Raw genomic sequence first — 21099 nt, 5'->3', positions numbered from 1 at the left:
GTCGGCAGCCAGTTGCTGCCGTTCGCGATGGCTCTCAAACGATCACTCGGACGACTGCTACGTTCGAACTCCGGTCATTGGCGTGTCGAGTCTGCATCGGATTCCCCAGCAGGTTGTCGACGACGATTTCATGGTCGTTATCTCGATGCCGACAGGGCCGTCTGCGCAAATGCTGCAGCGGCGCCTACGCGCGGAATCGGCGGGCTGTAGCGGTACCCGCCGCTAGCGTCCGCGTTCTGGAAGAAGCGCCCGAGCGGGTCGATCATGATGTACGACTCGGTCATGTCGGCGTTGTCCTCCACGCGCATTGGCAAGCCCTGACCAAAATGCCGTCGCACAAAAGCCTGAAACTGCGCGTCCGAGACGGTGAGATCCGTGGTGACGATCGGAAGCATCCGGAGCACCTTCCACTTCTCCGGGGCCAGTCTCCTGATCAGCGGCGTCATGTCTTCGTCCCAGTTCAGGGCGTTGACCACCGTGTTGATTTTCAGGCGAAACTCCGGATTGATCCGTCGCGCGGCCGCAAGGCTTCCTTCCAACGTGTCGGGCGTAAGCTGCCGACCACGCCGATCCAGACGACCGATTTGTCCATTGGTCCCCTTGTTTGCGGAGTCCAGACTGATGCCAAGCAAAGTCACCCCGGGTTCAGCCAATGTTTACAACACCCGCTGAATAGTTACCAGTTTTCTTGCTAAAACCGTGTCAATCAGCACCGAAAGCACCATCCCCCCGATCTGGCGTGCCTGGCCGGACTGGCCGCACAACTAGGCGGCCATGGCGCGCTGCAGTATGATGTTTGCCTTAGAACAAGCATCTTCGCACCCACATGGCCGCCCGTATCCAAGCCGAACCCAAGCCTGTTTTTCAAGCCGATCCCGATCCCGATACTGATACCGAATCCGGTGCCGACGCCGGGGCAGGGCGCGCGGCTCGCCGCCAGCGCCGCACCCAACTCGAGCGGCGCGAAGAGGCCGGCCGTCGCATCCTCGAATGCGCGATGGAACTGGTCAGCACGAAGGGGGTCGCCGGCACGACGCTGAACGAGGCGGGCGAACTGGCCGGCTACAGCCGCGGCCTGCCGGCGCATCATTTCGGCAGCAAGGAAGGGCTGCTGATCGCGCTGGTCGAGCACATCGAGACCGGTTTCAGGGAGGCACGCGCCTCAGCCGATTCATGGGAGGACGGCATTGACGCCGTGCTGGGCGTGGTGTCGCTGTACATCGAACGGACGGTGGCGCAGGACCGGGCCACGCGCGCGCTGAACATCCTGTTCACCGAGGGATTTGTCAACGGCGGGCCGCTTTCGGATGCGCTCGACCGCCTCAACCGCAATTCGCTGGCCTACCTTGAAACGCAGATCCGCATCGGCGTGGACAAGGGCCAGATCCGCGAGGACGTCGATCCGGCTGCCGAGGCGCTGGTGATCCTGGGCTCGCTGCGCGGCATCTCGGCGCAGTTCCTGCTGGGCACGCCGAATGCCAACCCGCAGCGGGTGCGCGAAAGCCTGCTGCGCACCGTCGAGCTGGCATTGCGCCCGGACGCCTGAGAGGCTGTCTCAGTCGCGCTGCAGGACGTGGGCGTAGCAGACTGCGCCCAGGCCGACCATGTGCGCGAGCCCGATACGCGCTCCGCCATGCTGGCGCTCGCCCGCTTCGCCACGCAGCTGCCGCACGATTTCTGCGACCTGCCCGATGCCGGTCGGCCCGATCGGGTGGCCCATCGCGATCAGTCCGCCTGACGGGCTGACCGCACACCGTCCGCCGATATCGAAGGCGCCTTCCTTCAGCATGCCCATGGCCTGGCCCGGCGCGCAGACGCCTATCGCTTCGAGGTATTCCAGTTCCTCAACGGTAAACGCGTCATGCAATTCCACCACGTCGAGCTGGCTGGCCGATACACCCGCATCCGCGAGCGCCCGGCTGACGGTCTCCTGTGTCAGCAGCGCGTCGTAACGCGCCGTGTCGTCATAGACGCGCTCGCTGCCGGCGGCCGACGCGGTCACGCGGATCGCGCGGCCCGCATCGATCCCGAGGCGCCGGATTGCCGCCTCCGACGCGACGATCACCGCCGCGCCGCCTTCGCCGACCGGCGTGCACTGCAGCGCCGTGAAGCAACCCGCCACTTGCTTGCCCGAGAGAATCTCGTCCAGCGTACGGACCTTCTGCCGCTGCGCGAACGGATTGCGCGCGCCGTTGCGATGGTTCTTCACGGCCACCAGCGCGATGTCCTCGACGGCGATGCGGTTGCGGTGCGCATAGGCATCGGCCAGCAGCGCGAAATGCGTATAGGGCGCGATCGCGTCGTCGGCGAGGTGCGGCACGCCGGTCAGCGACTCGGCGCGCTCGGGACGGCCGGCTTGCGCGCGCGGCTTGTCGACGCCGAGAGCCATGGACACGTCGGTCAGCCCGGTCGCGACTTCGAGGCAGGCCTGCCGGAACGCGGCCGAGCCCGAGGCCGACGCGTTTTCGATATGCGTGATGGGAATGCCGGTCGCACCGAGGTGGCGCAGCATGGGCCGGCCCGCCGCCATCGGCAGCAGTGCGCGCGCGACATAGGCGGATTGCACATCCTCCCAAGGGATCGCCGCATCGCCGAGCGCGGCGCGAGCCGCGGTCAGGCCGAGTTCGACGTAGGGCGTCTCGCTCAGCGGTTGGTAGCGGTGCAGGCCGATGCCGATCACATAGACCGGGCGCAGTGTGGAAAGCGATGTCGTCATGGTGGGATGGCGCGAGGGGATCAGTCGGCCCGCGTGAAGCGGAGGTCGCTGGCGTCGCCAGCCTGAACGAGGACGGCGACAACGCGGTCGCCTGGCGTCAGCGGTGCATCGCCGTCTTGCCGGGTGACGAGCGTGCGCACGACCGGCCCGTCGTCGAGCCGGATGGCCGCGATGGTGAACGGCGTAAGCCGGTCCGCCGCGGGATGCAGGTGCACCACGGCGCTCGATTCGACTGTGCCGCGCCCGCCGAGCGCAAGCGGTGTCAGCGCGTCGCCATGGCCGCCGCAGCGTTCGCAGCCATAGGTCTGCCACGGGAAGAAGGTGTGGCCGCAACGGCATGCGCCGCCCAGCAGTGCAGGGCGGCCGGGCTCGCCAGGCGTGCCTTCGGCGCGATAGAGCGCCGGCTTGAGAAGCGGGAGGGTCATGGAAAGTCTCTTGGTTTCTTGGGCTGTGGTCCTGTCCGGCAAGTCTAGTCATCGCATGCCATACCGGAATCCGGGAATGTACTTATTTGTGGGTTAACAAGCAAATTACTAAGCTATGTCGAAACGTGAACAGCGGGAGACAGGAATGCGGATAGGAATCGAGCGATGGGCGGCCGAAAAGCCGGACGAGGTCGCTCTAGTCGAAGGCGGCCAGAGCCTCACCTGGCGGGAATTCAACGAGCGCGCGGACCAGCTCGCACACGGACTGAGCCAGCGCGGCGTGGGCCCGGGCGATGTGGTGGCGCTGCGCATGCGGGTGCGGCTCGAATGGGCGATCACAGCCGGCGCGGTGGCGAAGCTCGGCTGCACGATGCTGGGCCTGAACTGGAGGCTGACCCCGGACGAATGCCGCCATGTGCTGGCCGACAGCCGCACGACGGTCTTCCTGTGCGATGACGCGGACCCGTCCGCGCTGGCGCCGGTCGTGGCGAGCCTGCCCATCCGGCTGGCCGTCTCGCTCGACCCGCCGTCGCCCGGTTTTGTCGCGTTTGCCGACATTCCGGCGGCGGACGGCGAGCCACTGATCGCAGCGGCCGAGCCGCCGCTGATCATCTACACCTCCGGCACTACAGGCCTGCCCAAGGGCGTGGTCATGAACCGTGGCGCCGACCCCGTGGCCATCCGCGAGTACCGCGAGTCGGTCGAGGCATACCGGCGCACCCGCGGCGGTCCGGAGGCCGGTGGTTCCGTCACGCTGATCAACATGCCGGCCCACCACGGCTCCGGCCCGTCGCAGTTCTGGGCCAGCGTGCGCGAAGGCGGCAAGACCGTGCTCCAGCGCCGCTTCGTGCCGGAAGAGGCGCTGGCGCTGATTGCGCTACACCGGGTCACCACGTGGACCGCCGTGCCGACCATGTACAAGCGCATCGCCGCGCTGCCTGCGGAGGAACTGGCGCGCCACGATGTCTCATCGGTCCGCAGCCTGAGCGTAGGCGCCGCGCCGGTGCCGGTCGTGCTCAAGGAATGGATTGCCCGCTATTTCGGTCCCGGCAAGCTGCAGGAGCGCTATGGCGCGAGCGAGGTCGGCATGATCTCGTGCCTGCCCACGCACATGCAGCAGCTCAAGCCCGGCTCGAGCGGCCTGCCGCACCGGCACGTCGACATCGAGGTGCGCGATGCCGAGGGCAACCGGATGCCGGTCGGCCAGCACGGCGAACTGTGGATCCGCACGCCGGTCACGATCCGCAACTACCTCAACCAGCCGCCGCTGGGCCCTGACGTGCTCGATGCCGACGGTTTCTTTCGCGTTGGCGATATCGGCTGCGTCGACGAAGACGGCTACCTGTACATCACCGACCGCGCCAAGGACATGATCATCTCGGGCGGCGTGAACATCTATCCCGCCGAGATCGAGGCCGCGCTGCTGCGGCACCCGGCCATCCTCGACGCCGCCGTGATCGGCATTCCCGACGACGAATTTGGCGAACAGGTGCTGGCCTTCTGCGAACTCAAGCCGGGCCACCTGGCTGATCCGGCGGACGTGCTCGGCCAATGCGCGCGCCACCTCGCTTCGTACAAGCGGCCGCGCCGCATCGAATTCATCCCGGCACTGCCCCGCAACACCATGGGCAAGCTGCTCAAGCGCGAACTGCGCGAACCCTACTGGAAAGGAAAGGGGCGAAACGTATGAACGACATTCTCGATCTCAGTGGCAAGGTCATGCTGGTCACCGGCGCCGGACAAGGCGTGGGCGAACAGATCGCCCGTCACTTCGCCGCGCACAACGCGGCGGCGGTCATCGTCAACGACTACTTCGCCGAGCGTGCCGAAGCCGTCGCCAGCGCGATCCGCGACAGCGGCGGCAACGCGTTCGCCGTGCAGGCCGATGTGTCGGACGCGGCCAGCGTGCAGCGCATGATGGCGCAGGTGCGCGAACTGGCAGGGCCTGTCGACGTGCTCGTCAACAACGCCGGCAACTTTGGCGCGACGCCGTCGCCAGATGTGCGCAAGCCGTTCTGGGAGCATGGCCAGGACACCTGGGGCGGCACCATCGCGGTCAACCTGCACGGCGTGATCCACTGCGCCAGCGCCTGCATTCCCGACATGATCGAGCGCAAGCGCGGCCGCATCATCACGATCATCTCGGACGCAGGGCGCGTGGGGGAAGCGGGCCTTGAGGTCTATTCCGGTGCCAAGGCCGGCGCGGCCGGCTTCATGCGCGCTATCGCCCGTACGCTCGGGCGCTACCAGGTCACCGCCAACACGGTGGCGATCTCGGCGACGGTCACGCCGGCCATCGAGAAGCGGCTGCAGGAGCAGCCCGAGATGGTCAAGAAGATGATGGAGCGCTATGTGATCCGCCGCCCGGGCCAGCCCACCGACGTTGCCAACATGGTGCTGTTCCTGGCGTCGGAGGCCAGCGCATGGATCACCGGCCAGACCTATCCCGTCAACGGCGGTTTCTCGTTCTCGATGTGAGGCGCGCATGCCTGAGCAGACCCTTCCCAACGTACTGACCGAGCGGCGCGGCCCGCTGCTGATCGTCACCCTCAACCGCCCGCACGTGAAGAACTGCTGCGACGCGGCCACCGCCGCGCAGATGAGCGCGGCGATGGATTTGCTGGACGACGACCCGAGCCTGTTCATCGGCATCCTGACCGGCAGCGGCGGCAACTTCTCGACCGGCGCCGACCTCAAGGCCGCCGCGCGCGGCGAGCGTGCGACCACCGACGACCGTGGCGGCTTCGGCTTGTTCCGTCGCCCGCCGCGCAAGCCACTGATCGCGGCCGTGGAGGGCTACGCGGTCGGCGGCGGCCTGGAGCTGTGCCTGTCGTGCGACCTGGTCGTGGCCGCGCGCGATGCGCGCATGGGCCTGCCCGAAGTGCGCCACAGCGTGGTGGCGGTCGGTGGCGGCTTGTTCCGGCTACCGCGCCGGATTCCCTATCACCTCTCGATGGAGCTTGCGCTGTCCGGCGAATTGCGTGACGCGCCGTTCTTCCATCAGCACGGCCTCGTCAACCGGCTGGCCGAGCCGGGCGCCGCGCTGCAGGAGGCCATTGCCATGGCCGAACAGTTGCTCGTCAACGCGCCGCTGGCGCTGTCGGCCAGCAAGGAGATCATGCAGCGCAGCGCCGACTGGACCGAGGAAGAGGCCTGGAGGCTGCAGGTCCCGATCGCCGCGCGCGCCATCGATTCCGAAGACCGCCGCGAAGGGCTCGCCGCCTTCGCGGAGAAGCGCAAGCCGCAATGGAGCGGCCGATGAGCGGTGCCGCGCATTGGCAGCGGCTGCGCCTGCCGCTGATCGCCGCGCCCATGCTGCGCGTCAGCGGCCCGGCGCTGGTGACGGCGGCATGCCGCGCCGGCGTGGTCGGGGCGTTCCCCACGGCCAACGCGCGCAGCGTCGACGAACTCGACCAGTGGCTCACGCTGATGCGCCGGTCGCTGCAGGATGCCGAGCGGCCGGGGCCGGTCTGTCCGAACCTGATCATCCGCCAGCCGCGCCTGCAGGACGACCTGGCCTGCCTGGTGCGCCACCGTGTGGAGATGGTGATCACCAGCGTCGGATCGCCGGCGTCGGTCGTGGGGCCGCTGCATGACGTCGGGTGCACGGTCTTTGCCGACGTGGCTTCCGTCGGCCATGCCGAGAAGGCGCTGCGCGCCGGTGCCGACGGCCTCGTGCTGTTGAGCGCCGGCGCCGGCGGCCAGACCGGCTGGGCCAACGGCATGGCCTTCGCACGCGCGATCCGGCAGTTCTTCGATGGGCCGCTGGTGATGGCCGGCGGCATCTCCGATGGACACGCGCTGTGGGCCGCGCGCGCGCTCGGCTGCGACCTCGGCTACATGGGCACGAAGTTCATTGCCACCGAGGAAAGCATGGCCGACGCGCGGCACAAGGCGATGGTCGTCAGCAGCCGCCTCGACGACGTCATGCGCACGCGCGCTTTCACCGGCCTTGACGCGAACATGCTGCGCCCGTCCGTCGAAGCGGCCGGCCTCGATCCGGACCAGCTCGACGAGACGGTGACGTTCGACGAGGCGCGCGTGCGCTTCGGCGCTGGCACCTCCCACGACAAGCCGAAGCGTTGGCGCGATATCTGGAGCGCCGGGCACAGCGTTTCGGGTGTCACGGGCATTCACGACGTGGCCGAACTGGTGGCGGCCACGGAGGCCGAGTACGAAGCGGCGCGGCGCAGGACCGCCGACCTGCGGTAGACCGCCGGCTGCGCTCGATCGAAACAGACTGGAAGAAACGGGAGGACAGTTCATGCAATCACGCAATGCGTTCTACATCGACGGCCAGTGGCGGACGCCTTCGGGCGGCGCGCGCATCGAGGTCGTCAGTCCACACTCGGAGCAGTGCATCGGCACGGTGCCCGAGGGTACGCCCGAGGACATCGACGCGGCCGTCGACGCCGCCCGCGGCTTCCCGACCGGGCTGGCCGAGCCGGACGTGCTGGTTCCTCGGTTTGTCGAGCTGTACAGGCAGGGGCGCTTTCCGGTCGACCGCCTGGTCGAGCGCTTTCCGTTGGCACGGATCGAGGACGCCATCCGCGCGGCCGAGCGTGGGGAAGCGTCAAGCCCATCCTGACCTTCCAGTAGTCAGGCTCAAGAACAACGATCAAGGAGACAAGACATGAACAATCGGCCCGGACGCCGCCGCATCCTCTGCGCGGCGCTCAGTACCCTGACTCTTGCGAGCGCGCTGCCGGCGATGGCGTTGGCGCAATCCGACTACCCCGCACGGCCCGTGACGCTGGTGGTTTCGTTTCCGCCCGGCAGCGGCGCCGACACGACGGCGCGCATCTACGCCAAGCGCCTGCAGGAGATCACGAAGCAGAGTTTCGTGGTGGAAAACCGGCCCGGCGGCGAAAGCTTCATCGCCGCCCAGGCAGTGGCTCGCGCTAAGCCGGACGGCTACACGCTATTCTTCTCCAGCAATGCGCTGACGCTGCACCCTGCGCTGTTCAAGCGCCTGCCCTACGATCCGGTCGGCGATTTCGCGCCGGTGGCGCTCGCGTCGCGGGGCACTAACGTGATCGTGGTTGCCGCCGGTTCGCCGTACCGGAGTTTTGGCGACCTTGTCTCGGCGGCGAAGAAGCAGCCGAATGCGGTGACATACGGCGCGGGCGGATCGGGGTACCGCGTTTATGTGGAGCTGCTCGCCGACAGCCTCGGCGTGAAGTTCCAGGACGTGCCGTACAAGGGCGCGGGACCGGCGCTGATGGACGCGGCCGCGGGCGTCGTGGACTTTTCCATCGGAGATCCCTCGGCAGTTGCGTCGCTGGTCAAGGGGGGAAAGCTGCGTGCGCTGGCAGTGGCCGCGGACAAGCGGCATCCGATGTTGCCAGACGTCCCGACCGGGCGTGAACTTGGTGCCCCGGCCTTCGAGATCTATAGCTGGACCGCGCTCTATGCGCCCGCGAAGACGCCGCAACCCGTCATCGAGAAGCTGGCCGGGTGGATGCGTGTGGCCAATAGCAATCCGGAGACCGTCGCGTCGATGGAGAAGCTTGGCATCGAGGTATTCTCCGGCGGCCCGGAAGATCTGCGCCGCTTTCAGGCTTCGGAGACCGAGCGCTGGAAGCTCACGGTCGCGCGCGCGGGCATCCAGCCTGCAGAGTGAGATTCCCATGCGAATTGCCGACTATTTCGATGGCGTGGCTAGCCTTCAACCAGACCTTCCAGCGCTGATCGAGGGTGACCGGACGCTGAACTTCGGGGCAGCGCAGCGCTTCGTACATGCCGCCGCCCATGCACTGGTGAACGAGCCGGCGCTGCGGCCCGGTGCGCATATCGCCCTCTATGCGCCCAATGACTACCGCGTGCCATTGCTGTTGCTGGCGATCAACCGCGCCGACATGGTCTGGCTGTCGGCGCACACACGCAATCCGGTCAGTGTGAACATCGACGTGCTCGATCGCATGGATTGCGAGTTCATCTTCTTCCACAGCAGCTATGAGCACCTGGTGCCGGAGCTCAGGGAAGGGCTCAAGGGCATGCGGCGCTTCATCTGCATCGACCGTGCCTCGGAACACGGCACGTCGCTCGATGCCTGGATGGAGGGCTACCATTCCCCGTTCCTGGCCAGTCCGGAGGACCCCGCCGCGGCATGCTTCCTGCAGCCGACCGGCGGCACCACGGGACCCTCGAAGGCCGCCGTCCACACCCATCGGGCCATGGAGATCTCGGTGCTCGGCGGCATCGCGGCCTACGGGATCGACACCGATACGCGCTATCTCGCCGTCGCGCCACTGACGCATGCCGGTGGCATCACCGCGCTGCATGCCCTGATCGGCGGTGGCGCCGTCATCGTCATGAACCTCACCGATCCGGTCCAGATATTCGACCAGATCGAGCGGCACGGCATCACCAACCTGTTCGTGCCACCGACGTTGCTGTACAGCCTGATCGCACACCCGCGCGCAACGACGACAGACTTTCGATCGCTAAAGGTGTTGCTGACCGGTGCGGCGCCAGTGGCGCCGGAGAAATACCGGGATGCCGTGCGGCTGTTCGGCCCGGTTGTCTGCGAGGGATATGCCCAGACCGAAACGCTGTTTCCGCTGGTGATGAAGACCCCGCGAGACTACCTGCGTCCGGACGGCAGCTTCGACGAACCGGTATTGCGTTCGGCCGGGCGTGCCACGCGCCATGCCCGTGTCGAGATCATGGACGAGGCCGGCAACCTGCTGCCCGCCGGCGAGCGTGGCGAGATCGTCGTCCAGACCAGCATGGCGATGCAAGGGTACTACCGCAATCCCCAGGAGACCGAAGCCGTCTCGCGATACGGCTGGCGCCACACGGGCGACGTTGGCGTCAAGGACGAGCGTGGCTATATCACCATCGTCGACCGGCTCAAGGACATGATCGTGACAGGGGGCTTTAACGTCTATCCGGCTCAGGTCGAGACGGTGATCGCGGGACACGACGCGGTGCTCGATTGTGTGGTGGTCGGTGTGCCCGACGAGAAGTGGGGCGAGGCGGTCAAGGCGGTGATTCAGCTCAAGCCGGGACGGAGCGTGTCCGTGGAGGAAATCACGGCGTTGTGCCGCGACAAGCTCGGCGGCGTGTACGCGCCCAAGAGCGTGGAATTTTGGGATGACCTGCCGCGCAGCGCGGTGGGCAAGCTGCTTCGGCGCGACGTGCGCGCGAAGTTCTGGAAGAACCAGTGGCGGACGATCTGAGAGGAAACCATGTGGCCGTTCATTACCGATGAGCAACAGGAGGCGGTCGACGCCTTCACAAAATTTTGCCGGAAGGAGATCGCGCCGGCGCACAAGGCGTATCGCGGCGCGGATCTGCCACGCGAGGTGGTGCAGGACATGCTGCGCAGGATGATTCCGTTCGGCCTAGGCAGTGGACGCTGGCCCGTGGCCGATGGCGGCATGGATCTCGATCCTGTCACCGCGGGCCTGATCTACGAGGTGGGTGTGCAGCACACCTGCGAGATCGCGCAGAAGGCATTCATCAATGAAAGCGTGGGGCTGATCGTCGCGCGCTTCGGCTCCGAGGCGATCCGGCGCAAGTATCTTGGCAGGCTCGGCGCGGGCGAGTGCATGGCGGCGTCTGCCAATACGGAGCCGTCCGGTGGCTCCGACGTGAGCGCGGCAAGGACGCGTGCCGTGCGCAAGGGCAGGGGCTATGTTATCAGCGGCCGCAAGGTCTGGATCACAAACGGGCAGTATGCGGACTTCGTCACGGTGCTGGCGCGCTCTGCCGAGACTGGGCGGCTCGATCTCTACGTGGTGGACCGCCACGAGCACGGCTTCGAGTCCACGCCGCTCGAGACGATGGGTTCGGTCAGTACCGCCGAGCTCAATTTCAACGACGTCGAGATTCCGGAAGAAAACCGGCTTGGTACCGATGGCCGCGGCCTTGGCGCCATGCTGGCCCAGTTCCAGGAGGCACGCGCCTATGTCGCACTGAGTGCACTCGGCCACGCGCTGGCGGCGCAGGACGCTGCGCTGGCCTATGCGAAGGAGCGCACGCAGTTCGGCGGGCCGATTGGCGCGAAGCAGCTCATCCAGGCCAAGCTGGCGGATAACCAGGTCGAACTCGACGCGGCGCGGCTGCTGACCTATCGCGCGCTGGAACTGGCTCGCCGGGGGCGGCCCTGCGCGACCGAAGCGTCGATGGCCAAGCTCTACGCGACCGAGACGGCGCAGCGCGTGGTCGACCGTGCGGTGCAAGTACACGGCGGCTACGGCCTGAGCGCGGAATTCGGGCTCGACAAGCTTTACCGGAAGGCGCGCGAAGGCACGATAGTGGAAGGGACGTCCGAGATCCAGCGGTTGGTGATTGGCCGGGCGTTGACGGGTCTCTCCGCATTTTGAGGGGAGGCGCCGTGTCCGTTCTGCAAGGCGTGCGCGTGGTGGAGATCGCCGGTATTGGTCCTGGCCCGTTCTGCGGCATGCTGCTGGCCGACCTCGGGGCCGATGTCATCGTGGTTGAGCGGCCCGGGCCGTTGGCCGGCCGCGCCAGGCCCGGCGAGATCGTGCACCGTGGCAAGCGGTCGATCGTCCTGGATCTCAAGCGGCCAGAATCGGTCGAGGTGGTGCTGGGGCTGCTGGAACGTGCCGACGCGCTGATCGAGGGCATGCGGCCCGGCGTGATGGAGCGGCTCGGGCTCGGTCCCGATATCTGCCTGGCGCGCCGGCCGTCGCTGGTCTACGGCCGCATGACGGGATGGGGGCAGTCCGGCCCGCTGGCACAGGCGGCAGGACACGACAGCAACTATACGGCGCTGTCCGGCGCGCTCTGGTACGCAAGTCCGCCGGGCGAGGCGCCGGTTGCGCCGCCGACGCTGGTGGGCGACGTGGGCGGCGCGCTATACCTCGCCGTAGGGCTGCTAGCCGGCATCCTTCGTGCGAGGCTGTCAGGGCAGGGGGATGTGGTCGACGCCGCCATTGTCGATACGTCGGCGCACATGATGAACCTGCTGCTCGGCGTAGTGGCGCGCAGCGGCGACCCGTATGCACGTGGTGCCGGTACGCTCGATGGCGCGCATTGGGCGCACAGCTACTGCTGCGCCGATGGCGGCTGGATCAACGTCGCGGCGCTGGAGCGGCAGTTCTACGCCGAACTGATGGCGCGCATGGGACTTGCCGGGGATCCCCGCTTTGCGGCGCAGACAGAGCGCGACCGCTGGTCCGATCAGCGCCGCGCACTGGCAGAAGTATTCGCCACGAAGCCCCGGGACGAATGGTGCCGGCTGCTGGAAGGGACCGATGCATGCTTCGCGCCGGTCAACGATCCGGGCGAGGCAGCGCGTCACCCGCACCTGGCTGCTCGCGGCACCTACACCGAATCGCATGGCGTGCTGCAGGCGAAAGCGGCGCCGCGTTTTAAGCGCAACGGCCAGCCCGAGGTGGCGCAGGTGCCGGTGCCAGGCCAGCATACCATCGAGCTCCTTGCCGAAGCAGGCCTTGGCACAGCAGGGCAATGATGTCCGAAGGCCAGCTTCTTGCGTGTTCTCAATTGCGCTATGCCTCATAGTGCACTTATTGTGGCGGAACGTTGCGCCTCGGTCTCATTGCCGATAACCTCGGCGGTCCGTCTTACGCTTGGGAGAAATGGTATGGACGCTTCCCGCCCGTGAGCAATGGGGGACACTTAGTCGAATCCTCACGTGCCAACGGCATCAAAGTGTGCCCAAAGTGGAAGATCATGCAGGTCTTCACAGGCAAACCGGAGGTCCGGCCATGAACTATCTATACGGCTGTGGGTGTAGATATCGCCAAGAACCAGGTGCACTACGTCGATCAGGAAACGGGCGAGATTGTGAACAAGCCGATCAAGCGGGCCAAGTTCCTTGAGCATTTCGCGAATCGTGCTTCGTGCCTGATCGGGATGGAAGCCTGTGGCGGTGCGCACCACTGGGGGTCATACCGGGATAAAGCCGGAAATGACACATAAGCCTAAAAGTCATAAAGAGTGAGGCTTTTATGTCATCCGGCAGCAGGCTGGAGATAGGTGCGCAACTCGGCCACGATGCCTTGCTGCGCCTCGCATTTGGCCTGTGCTTGCACCAGGGCCAGCTCAAGCTCGCGCACCTGCGTAGATAGGCTGCCAGTTTGTGCCACCGCCAGCTGCTCCTGCAGCGCCTGGGCGTGGGCATCCTTGTCGGCGAGCTGCACCGCCAGCGCGCCGTTACGCTGCTCGATCGACTGCAGCGCTTCGAGCTGTTGCCCCTGGCGCCGGCTGAATTCTTGTGCCTGCTGCAGGGCCTGGCGCGTATGGGACAGTTCGGCCACCAGGCGCGCGCCCTCCTGGTTCAGACGGGTGACTTCCTCCTGCTTGACGACGATGGTTTGCTGCGCCTGGCGTAATTCGGCCTGCAGTTGCTGGAGTTGCTGCTCGTGCCGGCGCTGGTCCTGGTCGCGCTGGTCCTTGACCGCCTGGCGGTAGTGATCGAGGGCTTCGCGCGCGTGCTGGTGTTTTTCCTCGAGGGAGCGCCGGTGGGCTTCGTTCTCGGCCAGCCGCTCCTTGAGGTCCCGATGTCGCATGTTGGGCGAACACGGCAGCTTCCGCCGCTGCTCTCTACGCCAGGGGGACGACCGCCTCAATCGTCCCCGAGGCCTCTCCAGTGATCGTCATCGATTCGTGTCAAGCCGAGGTATTGGCAGGCCCAGACCTGGTGTTCATACAGCGTCGGATATCGCTGATAGATGGTGCGCAGCGAGGCGATCGTAGGCGTTGGTAACCCCAGCTTTTCGCCCACGTAGCGCAAGAGCTGACGGGGGAGTGTGTTCAGTTGGTCAAGGGTACGTCCACTTGCCCGCAGAAATGCCAGTTGGACGGCGGCTCCGGCACGGCCAGCACGCCGAAATTTCTGGTTGATTGCGGCAATGTCGCTGTCAGTCAGCGCGAAATAGTACTCGACATCGAATTCCGACAATGGAGAAGGCAAGCTGTCGTTTCCCACATAGCGAAATCCAAAGCCCGGCATCTTCCGCCCCCATCCAGGTGACACGATCCGAAATCGCGGGCGGACATAGTACTCTCGAAGTCACTTGAGGGAAGCAGGCAGTTGTCTGCTTTGCCCCGGAGCACCTTGTAAAGAAAGGCTTTGCGGGGAAACCGTAAGATTCACAAAAAGGACGACTACCCCAAAAAAGCCCTTGCCGCCGCAACGGTACGCGGACCGGAAAGTCCTGAGCGATGCCGGCTCTGTAGTCAGAGCAGCGGCTTAGCGTGCAATATTTTCCGTTTTCTGAAGCGACCCCGTCTACTGTTGGGGCGACCATGCACCTTGAACAAGGACAGAGCCAACATGAACAGTGCTGCCCAAGGCGTCCGGTCGGCGGACGTCATCGCATCAGGCAAGGCACTTGGGGGCGGTGATGCCAGCGGTTTCGACCGAGATCAGCCCATGACCACCGCTTCCGGCGCTACCCGGCAAATGGATACTGCAACGTCCCACATTCCGACCATCGACGCTGTTTTCGTGCGCCAACTCGCCTTTCCCCTGACAGAGCCCTATCGTCTTTCATCTGGAGACCTGGTGTTGTTCGATCCCATCGTGATCGAAGTCCGCGACAGCGAGGGCCGCTGCGGCTGGGGCGAGGCCCTCATCATTCCTGGCTACACCCATGAATCTGTTGCAGTCGGCTTGCAGGTCGCGGCCACGCTTGCAGAGCGGATTGTTGGCTTGCGCGTCAGCGAGGCCGCCGCCCACGCGATGCCGTTGCTCTCGCCGAATCCCGGCGTGGTGAGTGCGCTCCTTGCCGCGCTCGACATGCTTCACGGCGAGCCGCTGCTGCAGCCGACGTGCGATGTCACGGTGCCGTTACTGGCACCTTGCCAGGCGCACGAGCCAGCCGGGATACGCGATGAGATCGAGCGCCTGATCGAGGCCGGCTTTCGCACATTGAAGGTCAAGGTGGGCTACGCCTGGCAGGACGACCTGCGCCGGCTGGATGTGATCCAGCCCGCTGTGGCTGGCCGCGCCACGCTGCGGCTCGATGCCAATCGCGGCTTCAGCCGGGCTGATGGCATGAACTTCGCAAGCCGAATGGCGCCGCAGGGTATCGAACTGCTCGAACAGCCCTGCGGCGCTGACGCCTGGGATGACAACGCCGCAGTGGCCGCTGTTTCAACTGTGCCAGTGATGCTGGACGAATCGATCTACGGCCCGGAGGACATTGAGCGGGCGGCGACCATCGACAATGTGGGCTACGTCAAGCTAAAGCTCAAGAAGGTTGGCAGCGCGGTCATGTTGCGCGACGCTCTGCGTCGCATTCGGGAGCTCGGCATGACGCCCGTGCTCGGCGACGGGGTCTCCATTGAGGTCGGATGCTGGATGGAGGCATGCGTCGCCGCCGTTGCTATCGAAAACGCCGGCGAAATGAACGGCTTCCTGAAGGTGCGCGAGCGCCTGTTCGCCAATCCGCTGCCGTTCCGACAGGGCGCTATCCGGTTGCCTGCAGGCTACTGGCCCGAGGTGGACCGCGACGTGCTGACTTTCCACACCCGCGAGTGCAAATCGTTTTTTGCAGCAGGCCAGTAAGGCAAGAATCAAGCGAAGCGCCACACAGCCGGCGCTTGTGAACGTCTGACCCATGCAGTAGCGGAGACACGCATGAAATTTCCCCACTACCGGCACTCTGCAGCCTGCCTCGTCGCGCTTGCCCTGCTGTCCCAGCCGGCGCCAGTATTGGCACAGGGCGATGCGCCTTATCCGAGCAAGCCGATACAGATGATCGTCGCCTATCCGCCTGGCGGCGGCACAGACCTCCTCGCGCGAGTTGTGGGCGCGGAACTGAGCCGGGAACTTGGCACACCGGTCGTGATCGTGAATCGAGCTGGTGCGTCGGGTGCGATTGGCACGGAGGCGGCGGCTCGCGCCGCCCCCGATGGTTACACCCTGCTGCTTGCTACCGCAAACGTGACAATTGCGCCTGCCGTGGACGCACGGACACGCTTTAGCCCGACGCGAGACTTCGTTCCCGTGACGCTGCTATCTGATTCGCCGTTTGTGCTCGTGACTTCGTCGGCATTCGCACCCAAGACACTTGGAGAATTGATCGCTTGGTCCAAGGCACACCCAGGGACCATCAATTATGCGTCCACCGGGGTGGGATCACCGCAACAGATCGCCGCAGAATTGCTGAAGAAACAAGCCGGCCTTGACTGGACGCATGTGCCCTACCAAGGGGGCGGCCCGGCCATATCGGACTTGATGAGTGGGCAGGTGCAGATCATGTTCAGCAACGTGCTCCCGGTGCTTCCATTCATAAAGAGCGGCAAGGTCCGCGCGCTGGCGGTGACAACGACACAGCCGTTGCCCGTGCTGGCGCAGGTGCCAACGGTGAATCAGCAGGTGCAGGAGGGTTTCGTCATGAGCTTCTGGTCCGGCGTGATGGCTCCAGCGGGTACGCCGCCAGCCATCGTCTCAAAGTTGAACGACGCGCTGATGAAGATCATGCAGCAATCGTCCGTGCGCGGCCGGCTGGAGCAGGAGGGGAGCATCGTCACGCCGCTACCCACCACCCGCTTCGCCAGTTTCCTGACGGAGGATGTCAATCGCTGGCGGCAGGTGGCCAAGATCACAGGTGTCCACGCAGAGCACTGACTTTGCGCCATCCCGTCGACATTTTGCTCTACTGAGAATACAAGCCATGAAGGGTCTTGGTTTCGATCTACTGACGCGAAGCCGAGACCTGAGTATCGATCATACCGCCCGAGGCGACCACGCTTCATGGCTCCGGAGCGGCCATCGTCCGCTGGGCCGGTGGCGGACCACTAATCGGCCGAAGCAGCTCTCCAAACATTCGCGCTGACCGGCTGCTTCTGGCCAGACTACTGCCATTTGGAATCCGCCAGCTTGAACGGCAGCGGCTCGCCGCAGCGAGCAGAGCAGGGCAATCGCGAGATCGGCGTACTGAGACGCGGCAATAAGGTTCGATAACGTTGTGCTTATCGCATCAGCAAGTTGGCCGACTGGGTTGCAATGCGCCGTGACGCGACACACTGCAACATCTCACTTGCTGACGACGAACACCGCCAAATTGGATCTACTTAGAAACCAGCTCGGTGCCGGCAGAGGCCGGCACCGTTACCTTCGGATGGCGTTATAGCCTTTCCGGGCGAGACCGGGTGAGAGCCGGAGACGCTTTGTGCGAGTTGCGGTCGACGTTCTGATGTTTCACAATCGGGAGACGCCGCGCGCAGGGACGTGCCGGCGCCTAAGACGCGGCGGCAATCATCCGCAACACCGCCGCAGCAAGCTCTCCCTCTGCATTGCCCAGATAATCGACTGCATCGAAGTGATGACCTCGTGCCTGCACTACCACTTCGGTTTCGACGCCTTGCTCTCGCAGCAGCGCTGCGTATTGCGCCTGCAAGCGGTGGTATTCGTCCGATTCGTCGCCCCCGACGGTCAGGATCATCGGCAGCTTGGTGGTCGGCAGGTGATGCACCGGGCTGTACGCCGCCACGTCCGCTGGCGTCAGGCGGACGACCTGGTTGAGATAGCACAGCCGGATCGGTTCCAGGTCGTATAGGCCGCTGATGGCGCATCCTCCCTTGACAAGGCCAGCCGGTACACCGAATTGCTCCCAGTTCGTGCCCGCCATGGCGGCGGTCAGATGCCCGCCGGCGGAATGGCCGGATACAAAGATGCGGTTGCCATCAAAACCCAATACTTCAGCTTGCCGGTATAGCCACGCCAGCGCCTCCTGGTTATCGCGCACGATCGCCGCCATAGGCACGTCGGGCGCGAGCCGGTAGTTCACCACCGCGACGTTGATGTCATGCCGCAGATAGGGCGCGGCCACGTAGCTGAAGTCGGATTTGTCAAGGGATTGCCAGTATCCGCCGTGGATAAAGACCAGCAAGGGGCGCCCGCGACTGATGGCGGGAAAGAAATCGAGCGCCTGCTTTGGATCGTCGCCATATGCCAAGTTTTCCCTGACTGGATGAGTGGCTCGGAAATCCCGGCTCTCTCTGGCCCACCGGTCGAAGATCGCCTGGTAACCGGGGATGCCGCCCCGAACGTTGTACTGTTTGTCCAGGCACTCCTGGTTGAAGTTTCGATACACTGACATTACATTTGGCTCCGAACTCGCGGACCGGTACGCACACCGGCTCCTTGGTGAAATAGCGACGCGTGCTCACGTCGGATCCCACGATACTGGCCGGTGTCTTGCAATGTGCGCCGGCAGATGACACTTGCTGTCTCGGAGACGCCATGTTTGGAAAAAGTGAGAACCGCGACGACTACCAGCACATTGAACGGCCGATAGGGGGCATGGCGCGCACGCTGCCTGACCGCTTCTATATCGACTACCACTCGCACCCGCGCGCGCAACTCATCTACGCCTACAGCGGCGCGATCCTGGTCGACACGGAGATGGGTTCCTGGGTGGTGCCGCCCCAGCGTGCCGTTTGGGTACCGTGTGACATGCGCCACGCCATGCAGGCGTGCGGTAATGTCGAGATGCGCACGGTCTACGTCCGGCAGGACGCCGTGCCGGACGAGTTGACGACGTGTTGCGTGGTGGCGGTGCCGCCCCTGCTGCGCGAACTCATTTCCGAGATGGTGCGCATGCCGGTCGATTACGATGAGGCCGGGCGCGACGGCCTGGTGGCTAGGCTGCTGCTTCAGGAGATGCGCCCACTATCGGTCGTGCCACTGCACCTACCCATGCCACAGGATGCACGTCTGGCCAGGATCTGCACCCGCATCGTCGCCGATCCTTCCGACGAAACCTCTGTCGAAGCGTGGAGCCAGTCAGTCGGCGCCAGCGAACGCACCATCATCCGGCTGTTCCCAGAACAGACCGGCATGACCTTCAGCCGTTGGAGGCAGCAGGCCCGCCTGATGGCGGCGGTACGCCTGCTAGCTGAAGGTCGCCCGGTGATCGACATTGCGCTGCAACTCGGCTACGAAAGCCCCAGCGCATTCACCGCGATGTTCCGGCGCGCATTGGGTATGACACCGACCGAATACTTTCGCGAGACACCCCTCCGATAGCGACGTATGGCGTCTGTGCGATAGCGCCTGTCATCCCGGCAGCGGACAGCGGGTAGGGCGGGGGGGCACAGTGAAGGCGGCCAATCTGCCGTGCATCACATGTACGGCGGCGCCTTTGCCATTGCTCACCAAGGACCCATATGTCTATTATCGATCGCATCAGCGAGGCTGGAATCGTGCTGCCCTCGCCAGTCCTGCCCAACGCTCTGTTCGTTCCCTACACTCTGCATCGCGGCGTTCTGACCGTATCAGGACAGTTGCCCATGCGTGATGGCAAGCCCGTGTATGCCGGCAGTGTGCCCGCCGAAGTGCCTCTTAATAGCGCGCGCGAAGCCGCGCGCCTGTGCCTGGCCAACGTGCTGGGCTGGGTGGCAGCGGCTAACGACGGCGATCTCGACCGTGTCCGGTCGGTGCTGCGCCTTGGCGGCTTCGTTGCGACTTCGGCAGGCTTCCACGACGCGCCGGCAGTAATCAATGCCGCGTCGGAGCTCATCAACTTCATCTTTGCGGACAAGGGCCGGCATGCGCGCATTGCCATCGGCGTGGCCAGTCTTCCCTTTGGCGCGCCCGTCGAGATCGAAGCAAGCTTCGCCATCGACACCGACGCATGACCATGGCAAGCCGCAGCGGATACGCCGACGTGCTGGTTGGCCTGCAGTACGGTGATGAAGGCAAGGCACGGGTGGTTGACCACATTGCCGATGACTATGACATCGTGGCGCGTTTCAATGGCGGCGCGAACGCCGGCCATACCATCGCTAGCCCAGGCGGGGCGGTACGCCTCCGGCAAGTCCCCTCCGCGGTGCTGCATCCTGCAGTATCGCTGTATATCGGTTCAGGCTGCGCGATCGGACTCGCGCAGTTGGCAGAGGAAATCGCGATGCTCGCGGGATTGGGCATCCAGTTGCAAGGCCGCCTTGCGATCAGCGACCGTTGTTTGGTGGTCCAGCCACTGCATGTTTCGAGTGACCGTGCGGACGGTGCATCGATCGGCACCACCGGCAACGGCATCGGCCCATGCTACGCGGGCCATGCACTAAGGGCCCGAGGTAGCGACCGCACTTCGTTCCAGTTGCGTGACCTGGTGCAGGATAGCGAGGCCGTTTTCCGGCAGATGGCGCTGGCTGCCGGGCGCGATGGGCGCACAGTGGATGCCGCCGCATTCGACGCCATGCGCGCGGCGTGGCCGCTGGTCCGCGACTCCGTCATATCAGATCCCCGCTATCTTGCACAACGTGTGGCACAAGGCGAGCGTGTGCTGTTTGAAGGCGCGCAGTCCGTCATGCTTGACGTAACGCAAGGCGAACAGCCGTGGGTAACCGCAAGCCATACCGTGCCGGCGTATGCCTATGTCGGGGGTGACCTGCCGTGCCGCTACCACCGCAAGACCATCGGAGTGGCCAAGGCAATCGTTTCCCGCGTCGGTGCAGGCCGCTTCCCTTCCGAACTGGGCGCGCAGCAGTCCGCCGCGTATTGCGCCGACGCCGCACACAGCGGCCGCGGTCGCGAGCAGGAAGTCGCAACACATGACCCCGAATCGCTGCTTGCCAGTGACGATCCGTTCCACGTCGGCATGGCCATCCGGATGCTGACCGGAGAGTACGGCACCGGCACTGGCCGGCCGCGGCGGGTAGGACTGCTCGACATCGCGCAATTGCGACGCACCGTGCAGCAGCACGGCGTGGACGAGTTGTTCCTCAACAAGTGCGATGCGCTGACGCTGTTCGCGCGGACGCGGGATCCCGCCATCGTGGTCGTTGACGATGACGCGCCGGAAGGCGCCACGCGGCGCTTCCCTGCATTTTCCGCCGACGCACTGCCGGACCATCCGGCCGATCCGCTTCCGCCACAGATGGAGGCGCTGCTGCGTTGGTTGGCCGACACGCTGGGTTGCCGCCTGCGAGGCGTCGGCCTGGGCCCGGGGCGCGAGCAGATGCGATTTCTAGCGTGAGCCCAAATCCTCCCTTTCTTCCGGAGACAGA

At 65.2% G+C, this 21099-nt stretch carries 21 protein-coding genes and 1 pseudogene; 16 read left to right on the top strand and 6 right to left on the bottom strand.

Translation table 11 applies throughout. The features are described from left to right. Positions 1–137: 137 nt before the first annotated feature. Positions 138–638 (bottom strand): viperin family antiviral radical SAM protein, encoded by a 501-nt coding sequence (locus E1J61_RS30690; protein ID WP_133097643.1) that lies wholly within the window; start codon positions 636–638, stop codon positions 138–140. A gap of 188 nt (positions 639–826) precedes the next feature. On the opposite strand from E1J61_RS30690, the gene E1J61_RS30685 reads away from it, so the two are divergent. Next, positions 827–1546 (top strand): TetR/AcrR family transcriptional regulator, encoded by a 720-nt coding sequence (locus tag E1J61_RS30685; RefSeq protein ID WP_133097642.1) that lies wholly within the window; start codon positions 827–829, stop codon positions 1544–1546. 9 nt (positions 1547–1555) lie between these two features. Here the strand turns inward: E1J61_RS30685 and E1J61_RS30680 are convergent, their stop codons facing one another. After that, positions 1556–2716 carry a thiolase family protein gene (locus E1J61_RS30680; protein ID WP_133097641.1) on the bottom strand — a complete coding sequence of 387 codons (1161 nt, stop codon included), beginning with the start codon at positions 2714–2716 and terminating at the stop codon, positions 1556–1558. Positions 2717–2736: 20 nt separating this feature from the next. Next, positions 2737–3141 (bottom strand): Zn-ribbon domain-containing OB-fold protein, encoded by a 405-nt coding sequence (locus E1J61_RS30675; protein WP_133097640.1) that lies wholly within the window; start codon positions 3139–3141, stop codon positions 2737–2739. Between the two features lie 145 nt (positions 3142–3286). On the opposite strand from E1J61_RS30675, the gene E1J61_RS30670 reads away from it, so the two are divergent. The 10 genes and pseudogenes from E1J61_RS30670 to E1J61_RS30625 form a co-directional block, all read left to right on the top strand. Beyond that, a complete protein-coding gene (locus E1J61_RS30670; protein WP_133097639.1) occupies positions 3287–4831 on the top strand; it encodes a class I adenylate-forming enzyme family protein in 1545 nt (514 codons plus the stop codon). Further along, entirely contained in the window at positions 4828–5619 is a 792-nt protein-coding gene (locus tag E1J61_RS30665) for an SDR family NAD(P)-dependent oxidoreductase (RefSeq protein WP_133097638.1), read from the top strand. Before E1J61_RS30670 ends, E1J61_RS30665 begins: the two co-directional genes overlap by 4 nt. 7 nt (positions 5620–5626) lie before the next feature. Continuing rightward, complete coding sequence (locus E1J61_RS30660; RefSeq protein ID WP_133097637.1) at positions 5627–6403, top strand: crotonase/enoyl-CoA hydratase family protein; 777 nt, start codon at positions 5627–5629, stop codon at positions 6401–6403. Further along, the gene (locus E1J61_RS30655; protein WP_207951283.1) at positions 6400–7353 is read left to right on the top strand and encodes a nitronate monooxygenase family protein; all 954 of its coding nucleotides are present in this window, start codon (positions 6400–6402) and stop codon (positions 7351–7353) included. The genes E1J61_RS30660 and E1J61_RS30655 overlap by 4 nt, the downstream gene beginning before the upstream one ends. A 52-nt stretch (positions 7354–7405) precedes the next feature. Next, positions 7406–7729 (top strand): aldehyde dehydrogenase family protein, encoded by a 324-nt coding sequence (locus E1J61_RS30650; protein WP_133097635.1) that lies wholly within the window; start codon positions 7406–7408, stop codon positions 7727–7729. A 45-nt stretch (positions 7730–7774) separates the two neighbouring features. Further along, a complete protein-coding gene (locus E1J61_RS30645; RefSeq protein ID WP_243737052.1) occupies positions 7775–8764 on the top strand; it encodes a tripartite tricarboxylate transporter substrate binding protein in 990 nt (329 codons plus the stop codon). Between the two features lie 7 nt (positions 8765–8771). Further along, the gene (locus tag E1J61_RS30640) at positions 8772–10325 is read left to right on the top strand and encodes a class I adenylate-forming enzyme family protein (protein ID WP_133097634.1); all 1554 of its coding nucleotides are present in this window, start codon (positions 8772–8774) and stop codon (positions 10323–10325) included. A 9-nt stretch (positions 10326–10334) separates the two neighbouring features. Continuing rightward, positions 10335–11474 (top strand): acyl-CoA dehydrogenase family protein, encoded by a 1140-nt coding sequence (locus tag E1J61_RS30635; RefSeq protein WP_133097633.1) that lies wholly within the window; start codon positions 10335–10337, stop codon positions 11472–11474. Positions 11475–11485: 11 nt separating this feature from the next. Then, complete coding sequence (locus E1J61_RS30630) at positions 11486–12586, top strand: CaiB/BaiF CoA-transferase family protein (protein ID WP_133097632.1); 1101 nt, start codon at positions 11486–11488, stop codon at positions 12584–12586. A gap of 256 nt (positions 12587–12842) precedes the next feature. Further along, a pseudogene (locus E1J61_RS30625) lies at positions 12843–13050 on the top strand (IS110 family transposase); the annotation flags it as partial. A gap of 38 nt (positions 13051–13088) precedes the next feature. On the opposite strand, the gene E1J61_RS30620 reads toward E1J61_RS30625, so the two are convergent. Beyond that, positions 13089–13646: a hypothetical protein gene (locus tag E1J61_RS30620; RefSeq protein ID WP_133097631.1), complete on the bottom strand. Its 558-nt coding sequence runs from the start codon at positions 13644–13646 to the stop codon at positions 13089–13091. Positions 13647–13702: 56 nt separating this feature from the next. After that, positions 13703–14065: a DUF4158 domain-containing protein gene (locus tag E1J61_RS30615; RefSeq protein ID WP_243737051.1), complete on the bottom strand. Its 363-nt coding sequence runs from the start codon at positions 14063–14065 to the stop codon at positions 13703–13705. A 348-nt stretch (positions 14066–14413) separates the two neighbouring features. Between E1J61_RS30615 and E1J61_RS30610 the strand changes: the two genes are divergently transcribed. Together E1J61_RS30610 and E1J61_RS30605 are read left to right on the top strand one after the other, a co-directional pair. Beyond that, complete coding sequence (locus E1J61_RS30610) at positions 14414–15649, top strand: mandelate racemase/muconate lactonizing enzyme family protein (protein WP_133097630.1); 1236 nt, start codon at positions 14414–14416, stop codon at positions 15647–15649. 72 nt (positions 15650–15721) lie between these two features. Then, positions 15722–16714, top strand: coding sequence for a tripartite tricarboxylate transporter substrate binding protein (locus E1J61_RS30605; protein WP_133097629.1), 993 nt, complete (start codon positions 15722–15724; stop codon positions 16712–16714). 613 nt (positions 16715–17327) lie between these two features. Here E1J61_RS30605 and E1J61_RS30600 read toward each other — a convergent pair. After that, a complete protein-coding gene (locus E1J61_RS30600) occupies positions 17328–18188 on the bottom strand; it encodes an alpha/beta hydrolase (protein ID WP_133097628.1) in 861 nt (286 codons plus the stop codon). Between the two features lie 143 nt (positions 18189–18331). Here E1J61_RS30600 and E1J61_RS30595 point away from each other — a divergent pair, with 143 nt between their 5' ends. The 3 genes from E1J61_RS30595 (at position 18332) to E1J61_RS30585 (ending at position 21068) form a co-directional block, all read left to right on the top strand. Continuing rightward, positions 18332–19117 carry a helix-turn-helix domain-containing protein gene (locus E1J61_RS30595; protein WP_133097627.1) on the top strand — a complete coding sequence of 262 codons (786 nt, stop codon included), beginning with the start codon at positions 18332–18334 and terminating at the stop codon, positions 19115–19117. 140 nt (positions 19118–19257) lie between these two features. Then, positions 19258–19728 (top strand): RidA family protein, encoded by a 471-nt coding sequence (locus E1J61_RS30590; protein ID WP_165971580.1) that lies wholly within the window; start codon positions 19258–19260, stop codon positions 19726–19728. Continuing rightward, positions 19725–21068, top strand: a complete 1344-nt coding sequence (locus tag E1J61_RS30585) for an adenylosuccinate synthetase (protein WP_133097626.1) — start codon at positions 19725–19727, stop codon at positions 21066–21068. The genes E1J61_RS30590 and E1J61_RS30585 overlap by 4 nt, the downstream gene beginning before the upstream one ends. Positions 21069–21099: the final 31 nt, after the last annotated feature.

It is taken from the genome of Cupriavidus sp. L7L (genome assembly GCF_004353535.1).
GTDB lineage: Bacteria > Pseudomonadota > Gammaproteobacteria > Burkholderiales > Burkholderiaceae > Cupriavidus > Cupriavidus oxalaticus_A.
The sequence above is the reverse complement of the archived record's forward strand: the minus strand, read 5'-3'. Positions and strand labels throughout refer to the sequence as shown.

What these genes read in the sequence shown, in the direction of transcription:
- E1J61_RS30585 (WP_133097626.1), top strand. Translation starts at nt 19,725, where the DNA reads ATGACCATGGCAAGCCGCAGCGGATACGCCGACGTGCTGGTTGGCCTG.
- E1J61_RS30660 (WP_133097637.1), top strand. Translation starts at nt 5,627, where the DNA reads ATGCCTGAGCAGACCCTTCCCAACGTACTGACCGAGCGGCGCGGCCCG.
- E1J61_RS30685 (WP_133097642.1), top strand. Translation starts at nt 827, where the DNA reads ATGGCCGCCCGTATCCAAGCCGAACCCAAGCCTGTTTTTCAAGCCGAT.
- E1J61_RS30665 (WP_133097638.1), top strand. Translation starts at nt 4,828, where the DNA reads ATGAACGACATTCTCGATCTCAGTGGCAAGGTCATGCTGGTCACCGGC.
- E1J61_RS30605 (WP_133097629.1), top strand. Translation starts at nt 15,722, where the DNA reads ATGAAATTTCCCCACTACCGGCACTCTGCAGCCTGCCTCGTCGCGCTT.
- E1J61_RS30640 (WP_133097634.1), top strand. Translation starts at nt 8,772, where the DNA reads ATGCGAATTGCCGACTATTTCGATGGCGTGGCTAGCCTTCAACCAGAC.
- E1J61_RS30620 (WP_133097631.1), bottom strand. Translation starts at nt 13,646, where the DNA reads ATGCGACATCGGGACCTCAAGGAGCGGCTGGCCGAGAACGAAGCCCAC.
- E1J61_RS30645 (WP_243737052.1), top strand. Translation starts at nt 7,775, where the DNA reads ATGAACAATCGGCCCGGACGCCGCCGCATCCTCTGCGCGGCGCTCAGT.
- E1J61_RS30590 (WP_165971580.1), top strand. Translation starts at nt 19,258, where the DNA reads ATGTCTATTATCGATCGCATCAGCGAGGCTGGAATCGTGCTGCCCTCG.
- E1J61_RS30675 (WP_133097640.1), bottom strand. Translation starts at nt 3,141, where the DNA reads ATGACCCTCCCGCTTCTCAAGCCGGCGCTCTATCGCGCCGAAGGCACG.
- E1J61_RS30600 (WP_133097628.1), bottom strand. Translation starts at nt 18,188, where the DNA reads ATGTCAGTGTATCGAAACTTCAACCAGGAGTGCCTGGACAAACAGTAC.
- E1J61_RS30670 (WP_133097639.1), top strand. Translation starts at nt 3,287, where the DNA reads ATGCGGATAGGAATCGAGCGATGGGCGGCCGAAAAGCCGGACGAGGTC.
- E1J61_RS30635 (WP_133097633.1), top strand. Translation starts at nt 10,335, where the DNA reads ATGTGGCCGTTCATTACCGATGAGCAACAGGAGGCGGTCGACGCCTTC.
- E1J61_RS30650 (WP_133097635.1), top strand. Translation starts at nt 7,406, where the DNA reads ATGCAATCACGCAATGCGTTCTACATCGACGGCCAGTGGCGGACGCCT.
- E1J61_RS30680 (WP_133097641.1), bottom strand. Translation starts at nt 2,716, where the DNA reads ATGACGACATCGCTTTCCACACTGCGCCCGGTCTATGTGATCGGCATC.
- E1J61_RS30610 (WP_133097630.1), top strand. Translation starts at nt 14,414, where the DNA reads ATGAACAGTGCTGCCCAAGGCGTCCGGTCGGCGGACGTCATCGCATCA.
- E1J61_RS30655 (WP_207951283.1), top strand. Translation starts at nt 6,400, where the DNA reads ATGAGCGGTGCCGCGCATTGGCAGCGGCTGCGCCTGCCGCTGATCGCC.
- E1J61_RS30595 (WP_133097627.1), top strand. Translation starts at nt 18,332, where the DNA reads ATGTTTGGAAAAAGTGAGAACCGCGACGACTACCAGCACATTGAACGG.